Origin of the sequence: Aliiruegeria haliotis (genome assembly GCF_003003255.1) — a bacterium.
Classification (GTDB): Bacteria; Pseudomonadota; Alphaproteobacteria; order Rhodobacterales; family Rhodobacteraceae; genus Tropicimonas; species Tropicimonas haliotis.
The window spans coordinates 261,122-276,212 of record NZ_PVTD01000002.1 but is presented as its reverse complement, the minus strand read 5'-3'; the positions used below and the strand labels follow the sequence as shown (position 1 = coordinate 276,212).

The following is a 15,091-nucleotide window of genomic DNA, read 5'->3' as shown; positions in this document are numbered from 1 at the left end:
CAAGAATTGATGCGAATTTCGATGCTGAAGAGCGGCCTATCGGCTGCCCTTGCGGGACTTGTGACGGCTGGCACGGCCATGGCGCAAGAGACACCCGCGCTGGAGATCAAAGGGGCGCCCGAGCCCGGTGGGACCGGCTTCCAGATCGCCGCCACCGAGTTGGCCCGCGACCTGCAGTGGCTGGATGGGCTGCTGAACTACATCATCTTTGCCATCGTGATTTTCGTGATGGCGCTGATGGGCTGGGTGATCGTTCGCCACAACCGCAAGGCCAATCCGGAGCCTGCGCGTTTCACTCACAATTCTCCGCTTGAGGTCGCGTGGACCATCGTTCCGATCGTGATCCTCGTCTTCATCGGTGCGTTCTCGTTGCCGGTCCTGTTCAAGCAGCAGATCATCCCGGAAGCGGACGTCACCATCAAGGCGACGGGCTACCAATGGTACTGGGGCTATGAGTACACCGACCACGATTTTGCCTTCGACAGCTACATGATCGGGGCCGATGCCGAGAACAAGCTGACCCCGGAAGTCGAGGCACAGCTTGTCGAGGCAGGCTACGAGAAGGAGCACTTCCTGCTCGCAACCGACACCGCGGTCGTTGTGCCCGTGAACAAGACCATCGTCATGCAGGTGACCGGCGCCGACGTGATCCATGCGTGGACCATTCCCGCCTTCGGTGTGAAGCAGGATGCCGTCCCGGGCCGCCTTGCGGAGCTGTGGTTCAAGGCCGAGGAAGAGGGCGTCTATTTCGGCCAGTGCTCGGAGCTTTGCGGAATTGCCCACGCCTACATGCCGATCACCGTGAAGGTGGTAAGTGAGGAGGCCTACGAGGCCTGGCTTGACGAGGCGATCGAGGAATACGCGGGCACCCCGCGCGCCATCAACGTCGCCGCGGCCGAGTAAGCCGGCCCTTGCCGGCCTAGGGGTAAGCCATGAGTGACACGAGCCTTCATAACCTGACCCGCAGCGCGGAACCGGAGTTTGCCGACTACGTCGCGCTGCTCAAGCCCCGCGTGATGTCGCTGGTTGTCTTCACTGCACTGGTGGGGCTGCTGGTTGCGCCGGTTCCGGTGCATCCGTTCATCGTCTTTACCTCGGTGCTCTTCATCGCAATCGGCGGTGGTGCCTCGGGGGCACTGAACATGTGGTGGGACGCCGATATCGACCGCATCATGCGCCGCACGGCCAAGCGCCCGATCCCCTCTGGCAAGGTCAGCGAGGGCGAAGCGCTGGGGCTTGGCCTGGCATTGTCGGGCCTGTCGGTCATGATGCTGGCGCTGTCGGCCAATCTGGTTGCGGCGGGACTGCTCGCATTCACCATCTTCTTCTACGTTGTGATCTACACGATGTGGCTGAAACGCTGGACTCCTCAGAACATCGTGATCGGCGGTGCTGCAGGGGCCTTCCCGCCGATGATCGGCTGGGCCGTCGCCACGGGTGGAGTTTCGGTCGAGTCGGTTTTGATGTTCATGCTGATCTTCATCTGGACGCCGCCGCATTTCTGGTCGCTGGCACTGTTCATGAAGTCCGACTACGACGACGCCGGGGTGCCTATGCTGACCGTGACTCACGGGCACGACGCCACCCGACGCCACATCCTGGGCTACACGGTGCTTCTGGCTGCATGTTCTCTGGGGTTGGCCTTCACCACGATTGGCGGGCCGGTCTACCTGACCGCCGCGCTGGTGCTGAATTTCCGGTTCCTCGTCGGGGCCTGGAAGCTCTGGAAACGGGACACGCCGCAAGCCGAGGCGGATGCCTATGGCGAGGAAAAGCGCTTCTTCAAGCTGTCGCTGTGGTACCTGTTCCTGCATTTCTCGGCCCTGCTGGCGGATGCCGCCCTGCGGGGACTCGGACTGACCGGAGGTGCGGCATGATCCGCGCGACCCATGAAATCCACGACCGCCGTCGCTCGCGCAACCTCGGGCTTGGCCTGGTGCTGATCGCCTTTGTCGGAATCGTGTTCGGCATGACCATCGTCAAGGTGGGCAACGGCGAGGATGTGCTGGGCACCGGTATGGTCACACAGGAGGCCGGTCAGTGATCTTCTCGAGGCTCAAGGGACCGAAGCGGACGCTTGCCCAGACGGTGAGCGTGGTGGTGTTGATGGGGTCTCTGGCCTGGGCATCCGTGCCGCTCTACGACTATTTCTGTCGGGTCACCGGTTATGGCGGTACGACCAATACCGCGGACGGTGGCTCCGAGGAGATCCTCGACAAGACCATCAAGGTTCGCTTCGACGGTTCGCTCGCGGCAGGAATGCCCTGGCAGTTCAAGCCCATGCAGCGAGAGATGGAAATCCGCATCGGCGAAACCGGCCTCGCCTTCTACGAGGCCAGCAACCCGACCGACCGTCCCATCGCGGGATCGGCCAGCTACAACGTCACGCCGTTCGATGCCGGCGCCTATTTCGTCAAGATCGACTGCTTCTGCTTCGAAGAGCAGGTGCTGCAACCGGGGGAGAGCGTCATGATGCCGGTCTCTTTCTACGTCGATCCGGAGATCGTGAACGACCGGGATGCGAAATTCGCCCCCAAGATCACGCTGTCCTACACCTTCCATGAAATCGACCTGCCCCAAGAGCAGGCGGCACTTGTGATTGCCAAATAACCCACGCGCGAGGGAACAGACCAACATGGCACATGAAAAGAACCACGATTACCACATCCTGCCGCCGTCCATCTGGCCGCTCGTAGGCGCTGCCGGCGCCTTCATCATGCTGTTCGGCGCGGTGATGTGGATGCACGGCGGCGCGCCGTTCCTCTTCTTCGCCGGTTTCCTGGCGGTGCTCTACACCATGTTCGCCTGGTGGTCGGAGACGATTGCCGAGAACGAGGCCGGCGACCACACGCCCGTCGTGCTGATTGGCCTGCGATACGGCTTCATCCTTTTCATCATGTCCGAGGTGATGTTCTTCGCGGCATGGTTCTGGTCCTTCTTCAAGCACGCGCTCTACCCGATGGGCCCTGAAAGCCCGGCCGTTGACGGCGTCTGGCCCCCTGTGGGCATCGAGACTTTCGATCCCTGGCACCTGCCGTTGATCAACACCCTGATCCTGCTGTGCTCCGGCTGTGCGGCGACCTGGGCCCACCACGCGCTGGTGCACGAAAACAACCGCAAGGATATGGCGACCGGGCTGATCCTGGCCGTTGCGCTCGGCGTGCTTTTCACCTTCTTCCAGGTCTACGAATACAGCCATGCCGCCTTCGGTTTTGCCGGCAACATCTACGGCGCCAACTTCTTCATGGCGACGGGGTTCCACGGCGCCCACGTCATCATCGGTACGATCTTCCTGTTCGTGTGCTACCTGCGGGTGCGCAAGGGCCACTTCACACCGGAGAGCCATGTCGGCTTTGAGGCCGCCGCCTGGTACTGGCACTTCGTCGACGTGGTCTGGCTCTTCCTGTTCTTTGCTGTCTACATCTGGGGCGGCTGAGCCAGAGATCACTTGCCTCCGGCGAGGGGATTTGATCCAACACCAAGGGGCGCGGGGGAACTCGCGCCCCTTCGTTTGTTCAGGGGAAAAGATGCGGCTTGTACCCACATTGCTGATCGGATTGATCGGTGCGGCGATCCTGGTGAGCCTCGGTGTCTGGCAGGTCCAGCGACTGGCATGGAAGGAAGGCGTGCTGGCCGAGATCGAGGCGCGCATCGTCGCGGATCCCGTGGCCCTTCCCGCAAATCCATCCGCCGAAACCGACCTCTACCTGCCCGTGGAGATGTCGGGCCACACCGGCGAACGGGAGTTGCACGTGCTGATCTCCACCCGGAAGCTCGGACCCGGCTTCCGCATCGTCACGGCGTTCGAGACCTTGTCCGGGCGTCGTGTGTTGCTCGATCAGGGCGTGGTTCCGGATGAGGACAAGGACGCGCCGCGCGCCGCCGAGGCTCTGACCGTCCGAGGCAACCTTCACTGGCCAGATGACCGGGACAGCTTCACGCCGGAGAACGACGTGGAGGCGAACTACTGGTACGCCCGCGATCTCGACCGGATGGCCGCCGAACTGGGAACCGAGCCCATTCTCGTCGTGGCCCGTGCCACGGTGCCGCCCAAGCGTTCGGTGACGCCGCTGCCCGTCGATACCGCGGGCATTCCGAACGATCACCTTGGCTACGCCGTGACATGGTTCGGGCTGGCAATCGTCTGGCTGGGGATGACAGCGCTGCAACTCTGGCGTATCTCACGCCGAACCCCATGAAACACCAGCCGCAAGGCCCAGCCCGCCCGTCATCATCTCTCCACAAATATCCCCGCCGGAGGCTCCCGCGCTCGCCACACCCGGCGACGCCGTGCGAGGGCGCCGCAGCCATCAGGAAGACGCCATGAAATACATCTCCACCCGCGGCCAGGCCCCCGTCCTTTCCTTCGAGGAGGCCATGCTGACCGGCCTCGCCCGCGATGGCGGCCTCTATGTGCCTGAGACCATTCCCCAGATGAGCGCGCCCGACATCGCCGCGCTGGCCGGCCTGTCCTACGAGGAAGCCGCGTTCCGCGTCATGCGTCCCTTCGTCGGCGACAGTTTCTCGGACGATGACTTCGCGGAGATCATTTCCAGGGCCTATGCCGGCTTCGGACACGCCGCGCGTGCGCCGATGGTGCAGCTGGCGCCGAACCACTTCCTGCTGGAGCTGTTCCACGGGCCGACGCTGGCCTTCAAGGACTTCGCCATGCAGCTCATCGGACAGCTCTTCCAGGTTGCCCTGAAGCGCCGGGGCGAGAAGGTCACCATCGTCGGCGCCACTTCGGGTGACACCGGTTCGGCCGCCATCGAGGCCTTTCGCGGCCTCGACGCGGTGGATGTCTTCATCCTCTTCCCCCATGGCCGCGTCTCCGAGGTGCAGCGGCGCCAGATGACCACCCCGGCAGAGACCAATGTCCACGCCCTCGCGCTCGACGGGCATTTCGACGATTGTCAGGCCCGCCTCAAGGACATGTTCAACCATTTCGAGTTCCGCGACGAGGTTGCGCTTGCCGGGGTGAACTCCATCAACTGGGCCCGCGTGCTGGCGCAGGTCGTCTACTACTTCACCTCCGCCGTGGCGCTTGGCGCGCCGCAGCGCAAGGTGTCTTTCACCGTACCCACGGGCAATTTCGGCGATATCTTCGCAGGCTACATCGCCCGCCGCATGGGGCTGCCGATCGAAACCCTCGTGGTTGCAACGAACCAGAACGACATCCTGCACCGGGCACTTTCCGGGCAGGGCTACGTGACCTCCGGCGTCACGCCTTCGATCAGCCCGTCGATGGACATCCAGGTCAGTTCCAACTTCGAGCGCGCGCTCTTCGATGCCTATGGTCGCGACGGCGCCGCCGTTGGCCAGCTTATGGGCGAACTGAAGGAGCAGGGTGGGTTCCGGATCAGCCAGGGCGCGCTTCAGGGGTTGCAGGAAACCTTCGCCTCCGGCCGCGCCTCGGAAGAGGAAACCTCCGCGATGATCCGCCAGATCTACGCCGAAACCGGCGAGATCCTCTGCCCCCATTCCGCAGTCGGTGTGAAGGTCGCAAGGGAGCACCTCGGGACCACCCCGATGATCACGCTGGCCACCGCGCATCCAGCCAAATTCCCCGATGCGGTGGAGGCCGCGACCGGCCAGCGCCCGCCCCTTCCCAATCGGATGGCGGACCTGTATGAGCGTCCGGAACGTGTGAGCCGCGTGGAAAACGACCTCGCTGCCCTCGAAGAACTGATACGCGAAAGGCGCGCCGTTTGACGGTTAGACTGGACAAATTATCGAATGGCCTTCGGGTCGTGACCGAACGCATGCCCTCGATGGAAAGCGCCGCTGTCGGCCTCTGGGTCAACGCCGGTGGCCGCCACGAACGGATGGAGCAGAACGGGATCGCCCATTTCCTCGAGCACATGGCTTTCAAGGGAACCGCGCGGCGCACGGCCCTCCAGATCGCGGAGGAGATCGAGGACGTGGGCGGTTTCATCAACGCCTACACCTCGCGCGAGACCACGGCCTACTACGCCCGGGTGCTGAAGGCCGACGTGCCGCTGGCGCTGGACGTGATCGCGGATATCGTCCTCAACCCCGCCTTCGAGGAAGGCGAGATCGAGGTTGAGCGCGGTGTCATCCTGCAGGAGATCGGCCAGTCGCTCGACACGCCCGACGACATCATCTTCGACTGGTTGCAGGAGGCGGCCTATCCGGGGCAGGCGCTGGGACGCACGATCCTTGGACCGTCCGAGCGGGTCAGCGCCTTTCACCGCGATGACCTCTCCCGCTTCGTGACGGAGCATTACGGGCCGGGGCAGATGGTGCTCTCCGCCGCCGGGGCGGTGGATCACGACGAGATCATGCGGATGGCCGAAGACCTCTTCGGACACCTTCAGCCCACGCTGCTGTCGACCCATGAAACAGCAGTGTTCCACGGCGGCGAGCGATCGGAGGCCAAGGATCTGGAACAGGTCCATTTCGCCTTCGCGCTCGAAGGGCCTGCGTATTCGGATGCGGATGTCTACACCGCACAGATCTATTCCACGCTGCTTGGCGGTGGCATGTCCTCGCGGCTCTTTCAGGAGATTCGGGAGAAACGCGGCCTCTGCTATTCCATTTTCGCGCAGGCGGGGGCCTATGCCGATACCGGCATGATGACCGTCTATGCCGGCACCTCCGCCGACGATATCGGCCGGTTGGCCGAACTGACCATCGACGAACTGCGTCGGGTCGCCGACGATGTCTCGGACGCGGAGGTCAACCGCGCCCGCGCGCAGATGAAAGCCGGGTTGCTGATGGGGCTGGAAAGCCCGTCGTCGCGCGCCGAACGCCTTGCGCGGCTGGTCTCGATATGGGACCGCGTGCCGCCGCTGGAAGAAACCATCGCCCGGATCGAGGCCGTGGATCGCGCGGCCGTCGCGACTTTCGCGGCAAAGCTGGCGGGGTCGGGCCGATCCGCCATGGCGCTCTACGGTCCCGATGCCAACGCGCCTGACATGGTCCGTCTTCAGGAGAGGCTCGCCGCCTGATGGGCTTTGGCCGGAAGAAGGTGCGGATCGTGACCGAGCGGATGACCCTCCGCCCGCCGGTCCATGCCGATTTCCGGGCCTGGAGTTCCCTGCGCCGCGACAGCCGGGATTTCCTTGAGAAGTGGGAGCCGCTCTGGTCGGCGGACCACCTCAGCCGCAAGGCCTTCACCAACAGGGTGCTCTGGGCGCAACGCTCGATTTCCGCGGGCACCGCATTGCCGCTGTTCCTGATACGGCGAGCGGATGATGCGCTGCTCGGCGCGATCACGCTCGACAATATCCGTCGCGGCCCGGCGCAATCGGGCACGTTCGGATACTGGGTCGGTGCGCCTTTCGCGCGCAATGGCTACATGCGCGAGGCCATCGCTGCCCTGAGCCACCATGCTTTCAGCGTGCTGGACCTGAGTCGGATCGAGGCGGCCTGCCTGCCGGAGAACGCGGCCTCTCGCGGGTGCCTGGAGAAGAGCGGTTTCAAGTACGAGGGCGTGGCGCAGAGCTACCTGCAGATTCACGGCCGCTGGCGCAACCACGTGCTCTACGCGAATCTTCGCGCCGACCGCCGGGGACGTACCGGGATCGGTTGAGTCTGCGGCAGGCGCCGAAACGACCAACCACCCGCCCGGCCGAGCTTGCCCTTTGCCCCCAACACGCCGGGGCTTCGCGATCCGGCACCGCTGCCAACGAAAAGTTTATGCGGGGATCCGGTGTTTCCGTGGGAAGATCCCGGGGCATACGACCCCGTAGACCGTTGGCCAGCCTTCGGAGACGCGCCATGATCAGATATACGGCCCTCGCGGCTGCCTTGTTTCTTGCCGTTCCACTGGGGGCGGAGGCGCAGGAGCGCCGTCCGTCCCACTGCATTTCGCTGGTGGAGAACACCCCGGGGCTGGAGGTGGTCTGGAAGGCGGGCTACACCGATCCTCTGCCCGATCACACGGTGCGGCTCAGTTATATCGATCATTCGATGTACCTCATTCAGACACAGGGTGGCCTGTCGGCCGTGACCGACTACGCGGGGTTTATCGGTACGCCTGACGTCGTGCCGGATGTCGCGACCATGAACCACGCCCACAGTTCGCACTGGACGGCCTCCCCGGATCCGCGCATTCCGAATGTCCTGCCGGGATGGAACCCGGAAGGCGGGCCTGCCGATCACCACCTCGATCTGGGCGAGATGCTGGTGCGCAATGTCCCCACCGATATCCGCGGGCGGTTTGGCGGTGATGTGGAGGAGGACGGGAACTCGATCTTCATCTTCGAGGTGGCGGGGCTTTGCATCGGCCACCTCGGCCACTTGCACCACGAACCGAGCCCAGAGCAATACGCGGCCATTGGCAGGCTCGACGTGGTCATGGCGCCTATCGATGGCGGTATGACTGTGCCGCAGCCGGTGATGATGGATATCCTGCGCCGCGTGCGCGCCTCCATCGTGTTGCCGATGCACTGGTTCTCCTATGGTTCGCTCAATGCGTTTCTCGCCGGTATGCAGGACGACTTCCGAATCCGGCAGCATCCGGAACCCTCTCTGGAGGTATCGCTGCGGAGCCTGCCCTCGGAGCCGACGATCATCGTCCTGCAACCGCGCTATGTCGGGTTCGACGATCTGGACCGATGACTTGATCCTCCTCCCGCAGCATGGTTGACCGGGACGAGGAGACATTCATGCAGTTGACCCCCGCCACGCCGGCCTTTGAAGCGACCCTGCGCGCCACCTTGCCCGCGCCCGTGTTCCGTCCGCTGGAGCCCCGATACCTTGAGGAACCGCGCGGGAAGTTCCATGGCGCGGACGCGCTGGTTCTGGCGCCGGGATCGGTGGAAGAGGTTTCGACAATCATCGGCCGCGCACAGGGTGAACGGGTGGCAGTTGTTCCATATGGTGGCGGGACCGGGCTGGTCTGCGGCCAGGTGGCGCCGGACTTGCCTCGCCCGATCCTGCTGACGCTGGAACGGATGAACGGGATCCGTGCCCTGCATGCGGCGGACAACGTGATCGAGGTGGAAGCGGGGGCGGTGCTCGCCCATGTCCAGGATGAAGCCGAGGCTGCCGGGCGGCTCTTTCCGCTGTCGCTGGCGTCCGAGGGCACGGCGCAGATCGGCGGGTTGCTGGCGACCAATGCTGGCGGCGTGAACGTGCTGCGCTACGGCAATGCCCGGGACCTGTGCCTCGGGATCGAGGCGGTGTTGCCGGACGGGACGGTCCTGCGGGGGCTGAAGCGGCTCTACAAGGACAACACCGGATACGATCTGCGCCATCTGCTCTGTGGTTCGGAGGGGACGCTCGGGATCATCACGGCAGCCAGCCTAAAGCTGTCGCCCAGACCCCGGGCCACGGGTGCAGCGGTGTTGCAGGTGGAAAGCCCGAAGGCGGCGTTGTCGCTACTGGAGATCACCCGTCAGGTTGCCGCGGAGGGTGTATCGGCCTTCGAACTGATCCACCGGACTGGGCAGGCGTTTCTCGCCGAGGTGATGCCGCAGGTCCGTCTGCCCTTTGGCACGCTGCCCGAGTGGGTGACGCTCATCGAGTTGGGGGTGTCCGCGGGCCCGCCACCGGAGGAGCTGTTGACGGAGATCTTCGAAAAGGCCGCCGAGGCCGGATTGGTGTCTGACGGGGTCGTCGCGCAGAGCGAGCGGCAGCGGCTGGCGTTCTGGGAAATGCGGGAGTCGATCCCGGTCGCCAACCGTTTGATCGGGGCCATCTGCTCGCACGATATCTCGGTGCCGGTCTCCATTGTGCCGGAGTTCATCGACCGCGCATTCCGGCTGGTGCCGGACGTCGGCCCGTTCCGGATCAACTGCTTCGGGCACCTCGGCGACGGGAACCTGCATTTCAACGTCTACCCGCCGAAAGGCGAGGCGCGCTCAGCCTACATGGATCGCGCACCGGAGGTAGTGCGGCGTGTCCATGACCTTGTTCATGCCTTGGGGGGATCCTTCAGCGCCGAACACGGCGTGGGGCGACTGAAGGTGGGTGACCTCGAGCACTACGGAGATCCGGGTCGGCTGGCCGCGATGCGCGCCATCAAGGCCGCGCTGGACCCAGCCGGGATCATGAACCCGGGGGCGGTTCTGACCCGGTGATGCAGGGGCCTTGGCCTGCTGGTCACAGGTCGGCGGACAGAGCCCGTTGCCGGGGCTGATTACTGAGCCAGCGGTGGTGGAGCGCGATGCGACCGCTGCCAGCCGTGATTGCGATCACCCGAAAGAAAGTCCACGCGTTGCGCTCCAACCCGGGCGCATCCCGTCCTGCGCGACCGACATCTCATCCGGCTACGACCTGTCGCAGCAGTTCTGCCTGATTGCGGTCGGCTAGGCTCCTTCGAAGGCGCAGAGCGCATGGACATCCATGCCCATGGCCTCGAGCTTTCCACGGCCACCAAGCTCCGGCAGATCGATGACGAATGCACAGCCCACAACCTCACCCCCGAGTCGCTCGACCAACTTGATGCCCGCTTCGGCGGTGCCGCCGGTGGCCAGCAGGTCGTCCACCACCAACACCCGGGCCCCGGGGTCGATGGCATCGTCATGGACTTCCACGACGGCCTCGCCATATTCCAGCGTATAGGCTTCCGAGATCACCGGGCCGGGCAGCTTTCCCTTCTTGCGGATCGGAACGAACCCGATGCCCAGCTGGTGCGCCACCGCCCCGCCAAGGATGAAACCGCGCGCTTCCAGTCCGACCACACAATCAATCGGCCTGCCTGCATAGGGATGCAGCAACTGGTCCACGGCAATGCGCAACCCGCGCGGATCGGCAAAGAGCGTGGTAACGTCGCGGAACATGATCCCCTCGTGCGGGAAATCGGCGATGGTGCGGATGTAGTCCTTGACCGTCTTGTGGCTGGCCATGGTCAGGTGTTCCTTCCGAATGTCTGTCTCGCCGTTTCGCGGCGGTGTCACTCAACAGGGCCGGACAGGTGTGGGCAAGGGGGAAGAGGGGATTTCTCCCGCCACTGTGCCAACATGCCGCCCGGCAAGCGTCGACCGGAAAACAGGCTCAGTTGTCCGGAATGGCTCGTTCCCTGCGAGACCGGTCCAGCTCATCGACCTCGTCGTCTGAAAGCCCCCAGATTCGTGAATGGCGGTAGCATTTGAGCTTCGAGCGGATCGTCGTTTTCTCGCGATCTGCGTCAGCGAGCCATTCAGGTCTCAGGTAAGGTTGATGGTAGATCGCCCTTGGTACTATCCGGATCTTCTCCGCGTTCCCCCGCACAGGATCACAGAACGACACTTCTGCAATCAGACCAGTCTCATGTGTCCACAGGAACGCCAAATCACCCGCGACCGGGGCGGCAACTCCGGCCTGAACTCTCGGTGTCAGGAGTTCCCAGAATGTGTCGCGCTTCTGGACATCACCGTCGGATACCTTGACCAAATACACTTCGATTTCCTCAGATGACGCGCCCGGCCACGGCATCGAGCCGGGCCAGCAGCGCCGGGTCGCGTTTCTCAGGGGCGGTCATGATGGCGTATTCGAGCGCCCGGTCACAGCCATGCAGGCAGGGGGGCCGTTCGGTCCCGAGCAGGGCGGGGAGGCGGGCGACCATGCCGCGTGCATTGGTGGAATTGCCGCTCAGGGTCTGGATGATGTCCATCACATCGACCTCGCCGTGATCGGGGTGCCAGCTGTCGTAGTCGGTGACCATGGCGACCGAGGCATAGCAAAGCTCGGCCTCTCGGGCGAGCTTGGCCTCGGGCATGTTGGTCATGCCGATCACGTCACAGCCCCACTGCTCCCGGTACATCTTCGATTCCGCGAGGCTGGAGAATTGCGGCCCCTCCATCGCAAGGTACGTCCCGCCATTGTGAACCGTGATCCCCTGCGCCGTTGCCGCCTCCAGGCAGGCCTCTCCGAGGCGGGGACAGGTCGGGTGGGCAACGCTCACATGGGCCACGCAGCCCGTGCCGAAGAAGCTTTTCTCCCGTGCGAATGTGCGGTCGATGAACTGGTCCACCACCACGAAATGCCCCGGCGCCATGTCTTCCCGGAAGGAGCCGCAGGCGGAGACGCTGATCACGTCGGTCACGCCGATCCGCTTCAGGGCGTCGATATTGGCGCGGTAGGGGACAGTGGTGGGCGAATGGACATGACCCCGGCCATGGCGTGGCAGGAACGCCATTTTCACCCCATCGAGTGTTCCGGTCAGGATCTCGTCCGAAGGGGTTCCCCAAGGGGTCTCCACCGCGGTCCACGCCGCGTTCTCCAAGCCGTCGATCTCGTAGAGGCCACTGCCTCCGATCACGCCGATCACCGTGTCCATCACGCTCTCCGCCTGTCTGTTCAATCCCGAAATTCGCGCGGAGCCTGCATTTCCCTGGGCAGAATGTCCATGCCGCGTGTCAGTCAGCCGCCCACCCGAACCCATGCCTCCGCGTGATCGTGGACGTAGTCGAAGATCGACCGCGGAGGTCGCCCCAATTGGGTGGCAAGGGTTGGATCGACACGCTCTGCCTGACCGAAGCGCAATCCAACGTGAAGCGCCGTCTGCACCAGTGTCTGCGCGACGGGCAGACGTTGCTTGCGTAGATGCGCCAGATAGCCCGGGACGCTCGCAGCCCGGTAGGTGATGGCGCGCCCGGTGGTCTGGGACAGCGCCTCGGCCACCTCGTCAAAGGTTGCCGCCACTGGCCCTGTGAGCGTGTAGGCGGCGCCGATGTGGCGTTCTGGCTCAGCAAGGATCCTGGCGGCGAGTGACCCGACATCCCGCAAATCCACAAAGGCGACCCGGCCCCGTCCGGCGGGAACGAAGAGGCGATCATCGTGCCGAATGTCGTGAATGTAGGCATCCTGAAGGTTCTGGGCGAAGAACCCCGGTCGCAGGATCGACCAGTCCGCCGGCCCCTCCCGCAGGGCCCTTTCGACGGCGGCATGGGGGATGAAGCGCATCCGGTCCGCGCCTGCGACGGACAGGAAACAAATGTGTTGCACCCCCGCCACCCGCGCGGCTGCGATCAACGGCGCCAGCGTGCTGTCGATCCGAGCGATGGCGGGTGGGCGCATCAGGAAGAGGCCCTGAACACCACCGAGCGCATCGTCCCATGTCGCAGGATCAAGAAAGTCGAAGCGGACGTCTCCCGGCGCCAGCGGGTGGCGCGTGGCGCGGCGGGCGGACAGACCGGCCTTTCCTAGTGCCGCAACCACCTGTTGGCCCGTCTTGCCGTTCGCCCCGGTCACAAGAATTTTTGCCATCGAGCCCTCGCAGCGCTGCGTTGATCCCGACCTATGTCCGCGGATTCACTGCGTCAATGCATCGCCCGGACGATGAGGTATGCGCGTGACGCATGTCGGGTTCCCGCTTGGCGTCCTTCTGACACCATGCCGAAGCTGATAACGCAATCATCGCGTCCCATTGTCGCGCGCTGCCGGCGTGTCGCATAGGGTGCCGCGGTCCGTTCCATCGAATGACCGTGCCTCCGGCCCGGCTCGCAGCTGCGGAGCGGTCGGTGCGAAAACCCGACAGATGACACATTGCAAACGAGGCCCCGCGTGACCCGAGCCATCATGGCAGCCCTTGCCGATAGCAACTACCTTGCCCAGTTCTCCTCCGGCGAGAAACTCAGCTCTGCCCGGATGCGGACGGAGGTCTTGGCGGGCCTGACGGTAGCCCTGGCACTGGTTCCCGAAGCGGTCGCATTTGCTTTCGTGGCAGGCGTTCACCCGCTGGTGGGGCTCTATGCGGCCTTCATCGTGGGCCTGATCACGGCGCTCATCGGTGGCCGTCCGGGGATGATCTCGGGTGCGACGGGCGCTCTGGCCGTCGTCATGGTCGCGCTCGTGGCCGATCACGGTGTGGAATACCTCTTTGCGGCGGTCGTGCTGATGGGGATCATCCAGATCGCGGCCGGTATCTTCAGGCTCGGCAAGTTCATCCGGCTGGTGCCGCATCCGGTGATGCTGGGCTTCGTCAACGGCCTGGCAATCGTCATCTTCCTTGCGCAGTTGACGCAGTTCCAGGTGCCCGGCACCGCGGAAGTCTCCGGCCACGGCATGGCAGGAGGCGAATGGCTGTCCGGCTGGCCGCTCATTGTCATGCTGGCGCTGGTGGCGCTGACCATGGCCATTATCTGGGGCCTGCCGAAGCTGACCAACGCCATTCCGGCGCCGCTTGCGGGGATCGGCATCACCGCCGGCATCGTGATCCTTTTTGGCATCGACGTGCCTCGTGTCGGCGACATGGCCTCCATCGAGGGGGGGCTGCCGCAGTTCCACATTCCCATGGTGCCGCTCACCTGGGAGACGCTGGAAATCATCCTTCCCTATTCGCTGATCCTTGCCGCAATCGGGCTGATCGAGAGCCTGCTGACCCTGAACCTGGTCGGAGAGATCGTGCACGAACGCGGCGGCGCTTCGCAGGAATGCGTTGCCCAGGGCGTGGCAAACACCGTGACCGGCTTCTTTGGCGGCATGGGCGGCTGTGCCATGATCGGCCAGTCGATGATCAACGTGAAATCCGGCGGCCGGACCCGGATCTCCGGCATCTCGGCGGCGCTGTTCCTGCTGGCCTTCATCGTCGTGGCGGCCCCGCTGATCGAACAGATCCCGCTGGCCGCCCTTGTGGGCGTGATGTTCATGGTGGTGATCGGTACCTTCGCCTGGAAGTCGCTGACGATCATGCGGAAGGTCCCGATGACCGACGCCGTGGTGATCGTGCTGGTCACGGTGGTCACGGTAATGACCGACCTTGCGACGGCAGTGATCGTGGGCGTGATCGTCTCCGCTCTGGCCTATGCCTGGCAAAACGCGGCGCGCATCCATGCCAAGATCTCCGAAACCGACGACGGCAAGAAGGTCTACGAGATCCAGGGGCCGCTCTTCTTCGGTTCCACCCACGGCTTCACCGAGTTGTTCGATCCGGCCAGCGATCCCGACCGCGTCGTCATCGACTTTGCCGAGAGTCGCGTGGCGGACCAGTCCGCGCTGACGGCGATCGAGGCCATCGCCGGCAAATACGAGCAAGCAGGCAAGAAGCTGGAACTGCGCCACCTCAGCCATGATTGCCACGAGCTGCTGTCGAAGGCCGGCCAGCTCATCGTCGACTCCGATGACGATCCGGACTACGCGATCGCAGCGAACTACGAGGTGCGCACCGGGGTGCTCCACATGGGGCACTGACCTCCTTCGC

16 protein-coding genes are annotated in these 15,091 nt (G+C 64.3%); 12 read left to right on the top strand and 4 right to left on the bottom strand.

The genetic code is table 11. The features are described 5' to 3' along the window. Positions 1–9: 9 nt before the first annotated feature. The 11 genes from coxB to CLV78_RS06650 all read left to right on the top strand — a co-directional run bounded on the left by coxB (position 10) and on the right by CLV78_RS06650 (position 10,049). On the top strand, positions 10–903 hold the full coding sequence (gene coxB, locus CLV78_RS06695; RefSeq protein WP_106204016.1) for a cytochrome c oxidase subunit II: 894 nt from the start codon (positions 10–12) through the stop codon (positions 901–903). Between the two features lie 29 nt (positions 904–932). Then, positions 933–1,877, top strand: coding sequence for a heme o synthase (cyoE, locus tag CLV78_RS06690; protein WP_106204015.1), 945 nt, complete (start codon positions 933–935; stop codon positions 1,875–1,877). Beyond that, positions 1,874–2,044: a hypothetical protein gene (locus tag CLV78_RS24130; RefSeq protein WP_170111653.1), complete on the top strand. Its 171-nt coding sequence runs from the start codon at positions 1,874–1,876 to the stop codon at positions 2,042–2,044. Before cyoE ends, CLV78_RS24130 begins: the two co-directional genes overlap by 4 nt. Next, the gene (locus CLV78_RS06685) at positions 2,041–2,610 is read left to right on the top strand and encodes a cytochrome c oxidase assembly protein (protein WP_281261134.1); all 570 of its coding nucleotides are present in this window, start codon (positions 2,041–2,043) and stop codon (positions 2,608–2,610) included. Before CLV78_RS24130 ends, CLV78_RS06685 begins: the two co-directional genes overlap by 4 nt. Before the next feature lie 25 nt (positions 2,611–2,635). Beyond that, entirely contained in the window at positions 2,636–3,436 is an 801-nt protein-coding gene (locus CLV78_RS06680; protein ID WP_106204014.1) for a cytochrome c oxidase subunit 3, read from the top strand. A gap of 91 nt (positions 3,437–3,527) precedes the next feature. Then, positions 3,528–4,199 (top strand): SURF1 family protein, encoded by a 672-nt coding sequence (locus CLV78_RS06675; protein WP_106204013.1) that lies wholly within the window; start codon positions 3,528–3,530, stop codon positions 4,197–4,199. 124 nt (positions 4,200–4,323) lie between these two features. Continuing rightward, positions 4,324–5,712 carry a threonine synthase gene (thrC, locus tag CLV78_RS06670; protein ID WP_106204012.1) on the top strand — a complete coding sequence of 463 codons (1,389 nt, stop codon included), beginning with the start codon at positions 4,324–4,326 and terminating at the stop codon, positions 5,710–5,712. Continuing rightward, positions 5,709–6,971, top strand: a complete 1,263-nt coding sequence (locus tag CLV78_RS06665; protein ID WP_106204011.1) for a M16 family metallopeptidase — start codon at positions 5,709–5,711, stop codon at positions 6,969–6,971. Before thrC ends, CLV78_RS06665 begins: the two co-directional genes overlap by 4 nt. Beyond that, entirely contained in the window at positions 6,971–7,555 is a 585-nt protein-coding gene (locus CLV78_RS06660; RefSeq protein ID WP_211300956.1) for a GNAT family N-acetyltransferase, read from the top strand. The genes CLV78_RS06665 and CLV78_RS06660 overlap by 1 nt, the downstream gene beginning before the upstream one ends. A gap of 188 nt (positions 7,556–7,743) precedes the next feature. Next, positions 7,744–8,586 (top strand): MBL fold metallo-hydrolase, encoded by an 843-nt coding sequence (locus CLV78_RS06655; RefSeq protein WP_106204009.1) that lies wholly within the window; start codon positions 7,744–7,746, stop codon positions 8,584–8,586. Between the two features lie 47 nt (positions 8,587–8,633). Continuing rightward, the gene (locus CLV78_RS06650; protein WP_106204008.1) at positions 8,634–10,049 is read left to right on the top strand and encodes an FAD-binding oxidoreductase; all 1,416 of its coding nucleotides are present in this window, start codon (positions 8,634–8,636) and stop codon (positions 10,047–10,049) included. Between the two features lie 228 nt (positions 10,050–10,277). On the opposite strand, the gene CLV78_RS06645 is transcribed toward CLV78_RS06650, so the two are convergent. From CLV78_RS06645 to CLV78_RS06630, 4 genes are all read right to left on the bottom strand, one after another. Continuing rightward, on the bottom strand, positions 10,278–10,817 hold the full coding sequence (locus CLV78_RS06645; protein ID WP_106204007.1) for an adenine phosphoribosyltransferase: 540 nt from the start codon (positions 10,815–10,817) through the stop codon (positions 10,278–10,280). A gap of 148 nt (positions 10,818–10,965) precedes the next feature. After that, the gene (locus tag CLV78_RS06640; protein WP_106204006.1) at positions 10,966–11,349 is read right to left on the bottom strand and encodes a hypothetical protein; all 384 of its coding nucleotides are present in this window, start codon (positions 11,347–11,349) and stop codon (positions 10,966–10,968) included. Positions 11,350–11,359: 10 nt separating this feature from the next. Further along, complete coding sequence (locus tag CLV78_RS06635) at positions 11,360–12,229, bottom strand: S-methyl-5'-thioadenosine phosphorylase (protein ID WP_106204005.1); 870 nt, start codon at positions 12,227–12,229, stop codon at positions 11,360–11,362. Positions 12,230–12,312: 83 nt separating this feature from the next. Next, complete coding sequence (locus CLV78_RS06630; protein ID WP_106204004.1) at positions 12,313–13,158, bottom strand: NmrA family NAD(P)-binding protein; 846 nt, start codon at positions 13,156–13,158, stop codon at positions 12,313–12,315. A gap of 297 nt (positions 13,159–13,455) precedes the next feature. Here CLV78_RS06630 and CLV78_RS06625 point away from each other — a divergent pair, with 297 nt between their 5' ends. Beyond that, a complete protein-coding gene (locus CLV78_RS06625; RefSeq protein ID WP_245924860.1) occupies positions 13,456–15,081 on the top strand; it encodes a SulP family inorganic anion transporter in 1,626 nt (541 codons plus the stop codon). The last annotated feature ends 10 nt before the right edge of the window (positions 15,082–15,091 follow it).

Coding starts and splice junctions, on each gene's coding strand:
- CLV78_RS06660 (WP_211300956.1), top strand. CDS start 6,971: ATGGGCTTTGGCCGGAAGAAGGTGCGGATCGTGACCGAGCGGATGACC.
- coxB (WP_106204016.1), top strand. CDS start 10: ATGCGAATTTCGATGCTGAAGAGCGGCCTATCGGCTGCCCTTGCGGGA.
- CLV78_RS06645 (WP_106204007.1), bottom strand. CDS start 10,817: ATGGCCAGCCACAAGACGGTCAAGGACTACATCCGCACCATCGCCGAT.
- CLV78_RS06655 (WP_106204009.1), top strand. CDS start 7,744: ATGATCAGATATACGGCCCTCGCGGCTGCCTTGTTTCTTGCCGTTCCA.
- CLV78_RS24130 (WP_170111653.1), top strand. CDS start 1,874: ATGATCCGCGCGACCCATGAAATCCACGACCGCCGTCGCTCGCGCAAC.
- CLV78_RS06675 (WP_106204013.1), top strand. CDS start 3,528: ATGCGGCTTGTACCCACATTGCTGATCGGATTGATCGGTGCGGCGATC.
- CLV78_RS06630 (WP_106204004.1), bottom strand. CDS start 13,158: ATGGCAAAAATTCTTGTGACCGGGGCGAACGGCAAGACGGGCCAACAG.
- cyoE (WP_106204015.1), top strand. CDS start 933: ATGAGTGACACGAGCCTTCATAACCTGACCCGCAGCGCGGAACCGGAG.
- thrC (WP_106204012.1), top strand. CDS start 4,324: ATGAAATACATCTCCACCCGCGGCCAGGCCCCCGTCCTTTCCTTCGAG.
- CLV78_RS06635 (WP_106204005.1), bottom strand. CDS start 12,229: ATGGACACGGTGATCGGCGTGATCGGAGGCAGTGGCCTCTACGAGATC.
- CLV78_RS06680 (WP_106204014.1), top strand. CDS start 2,636: ATGGCACATGAAAAGAACCACGATTACCACATCCTGCCGCCGTCCATC.
- CLV78_RS06650 (WP_106204008.1), top strand. CDS start 8,634: ATGCAGTTGACCCCCGCCACGCCGGCCTTTGAAGCGACCCTGCGCGCC.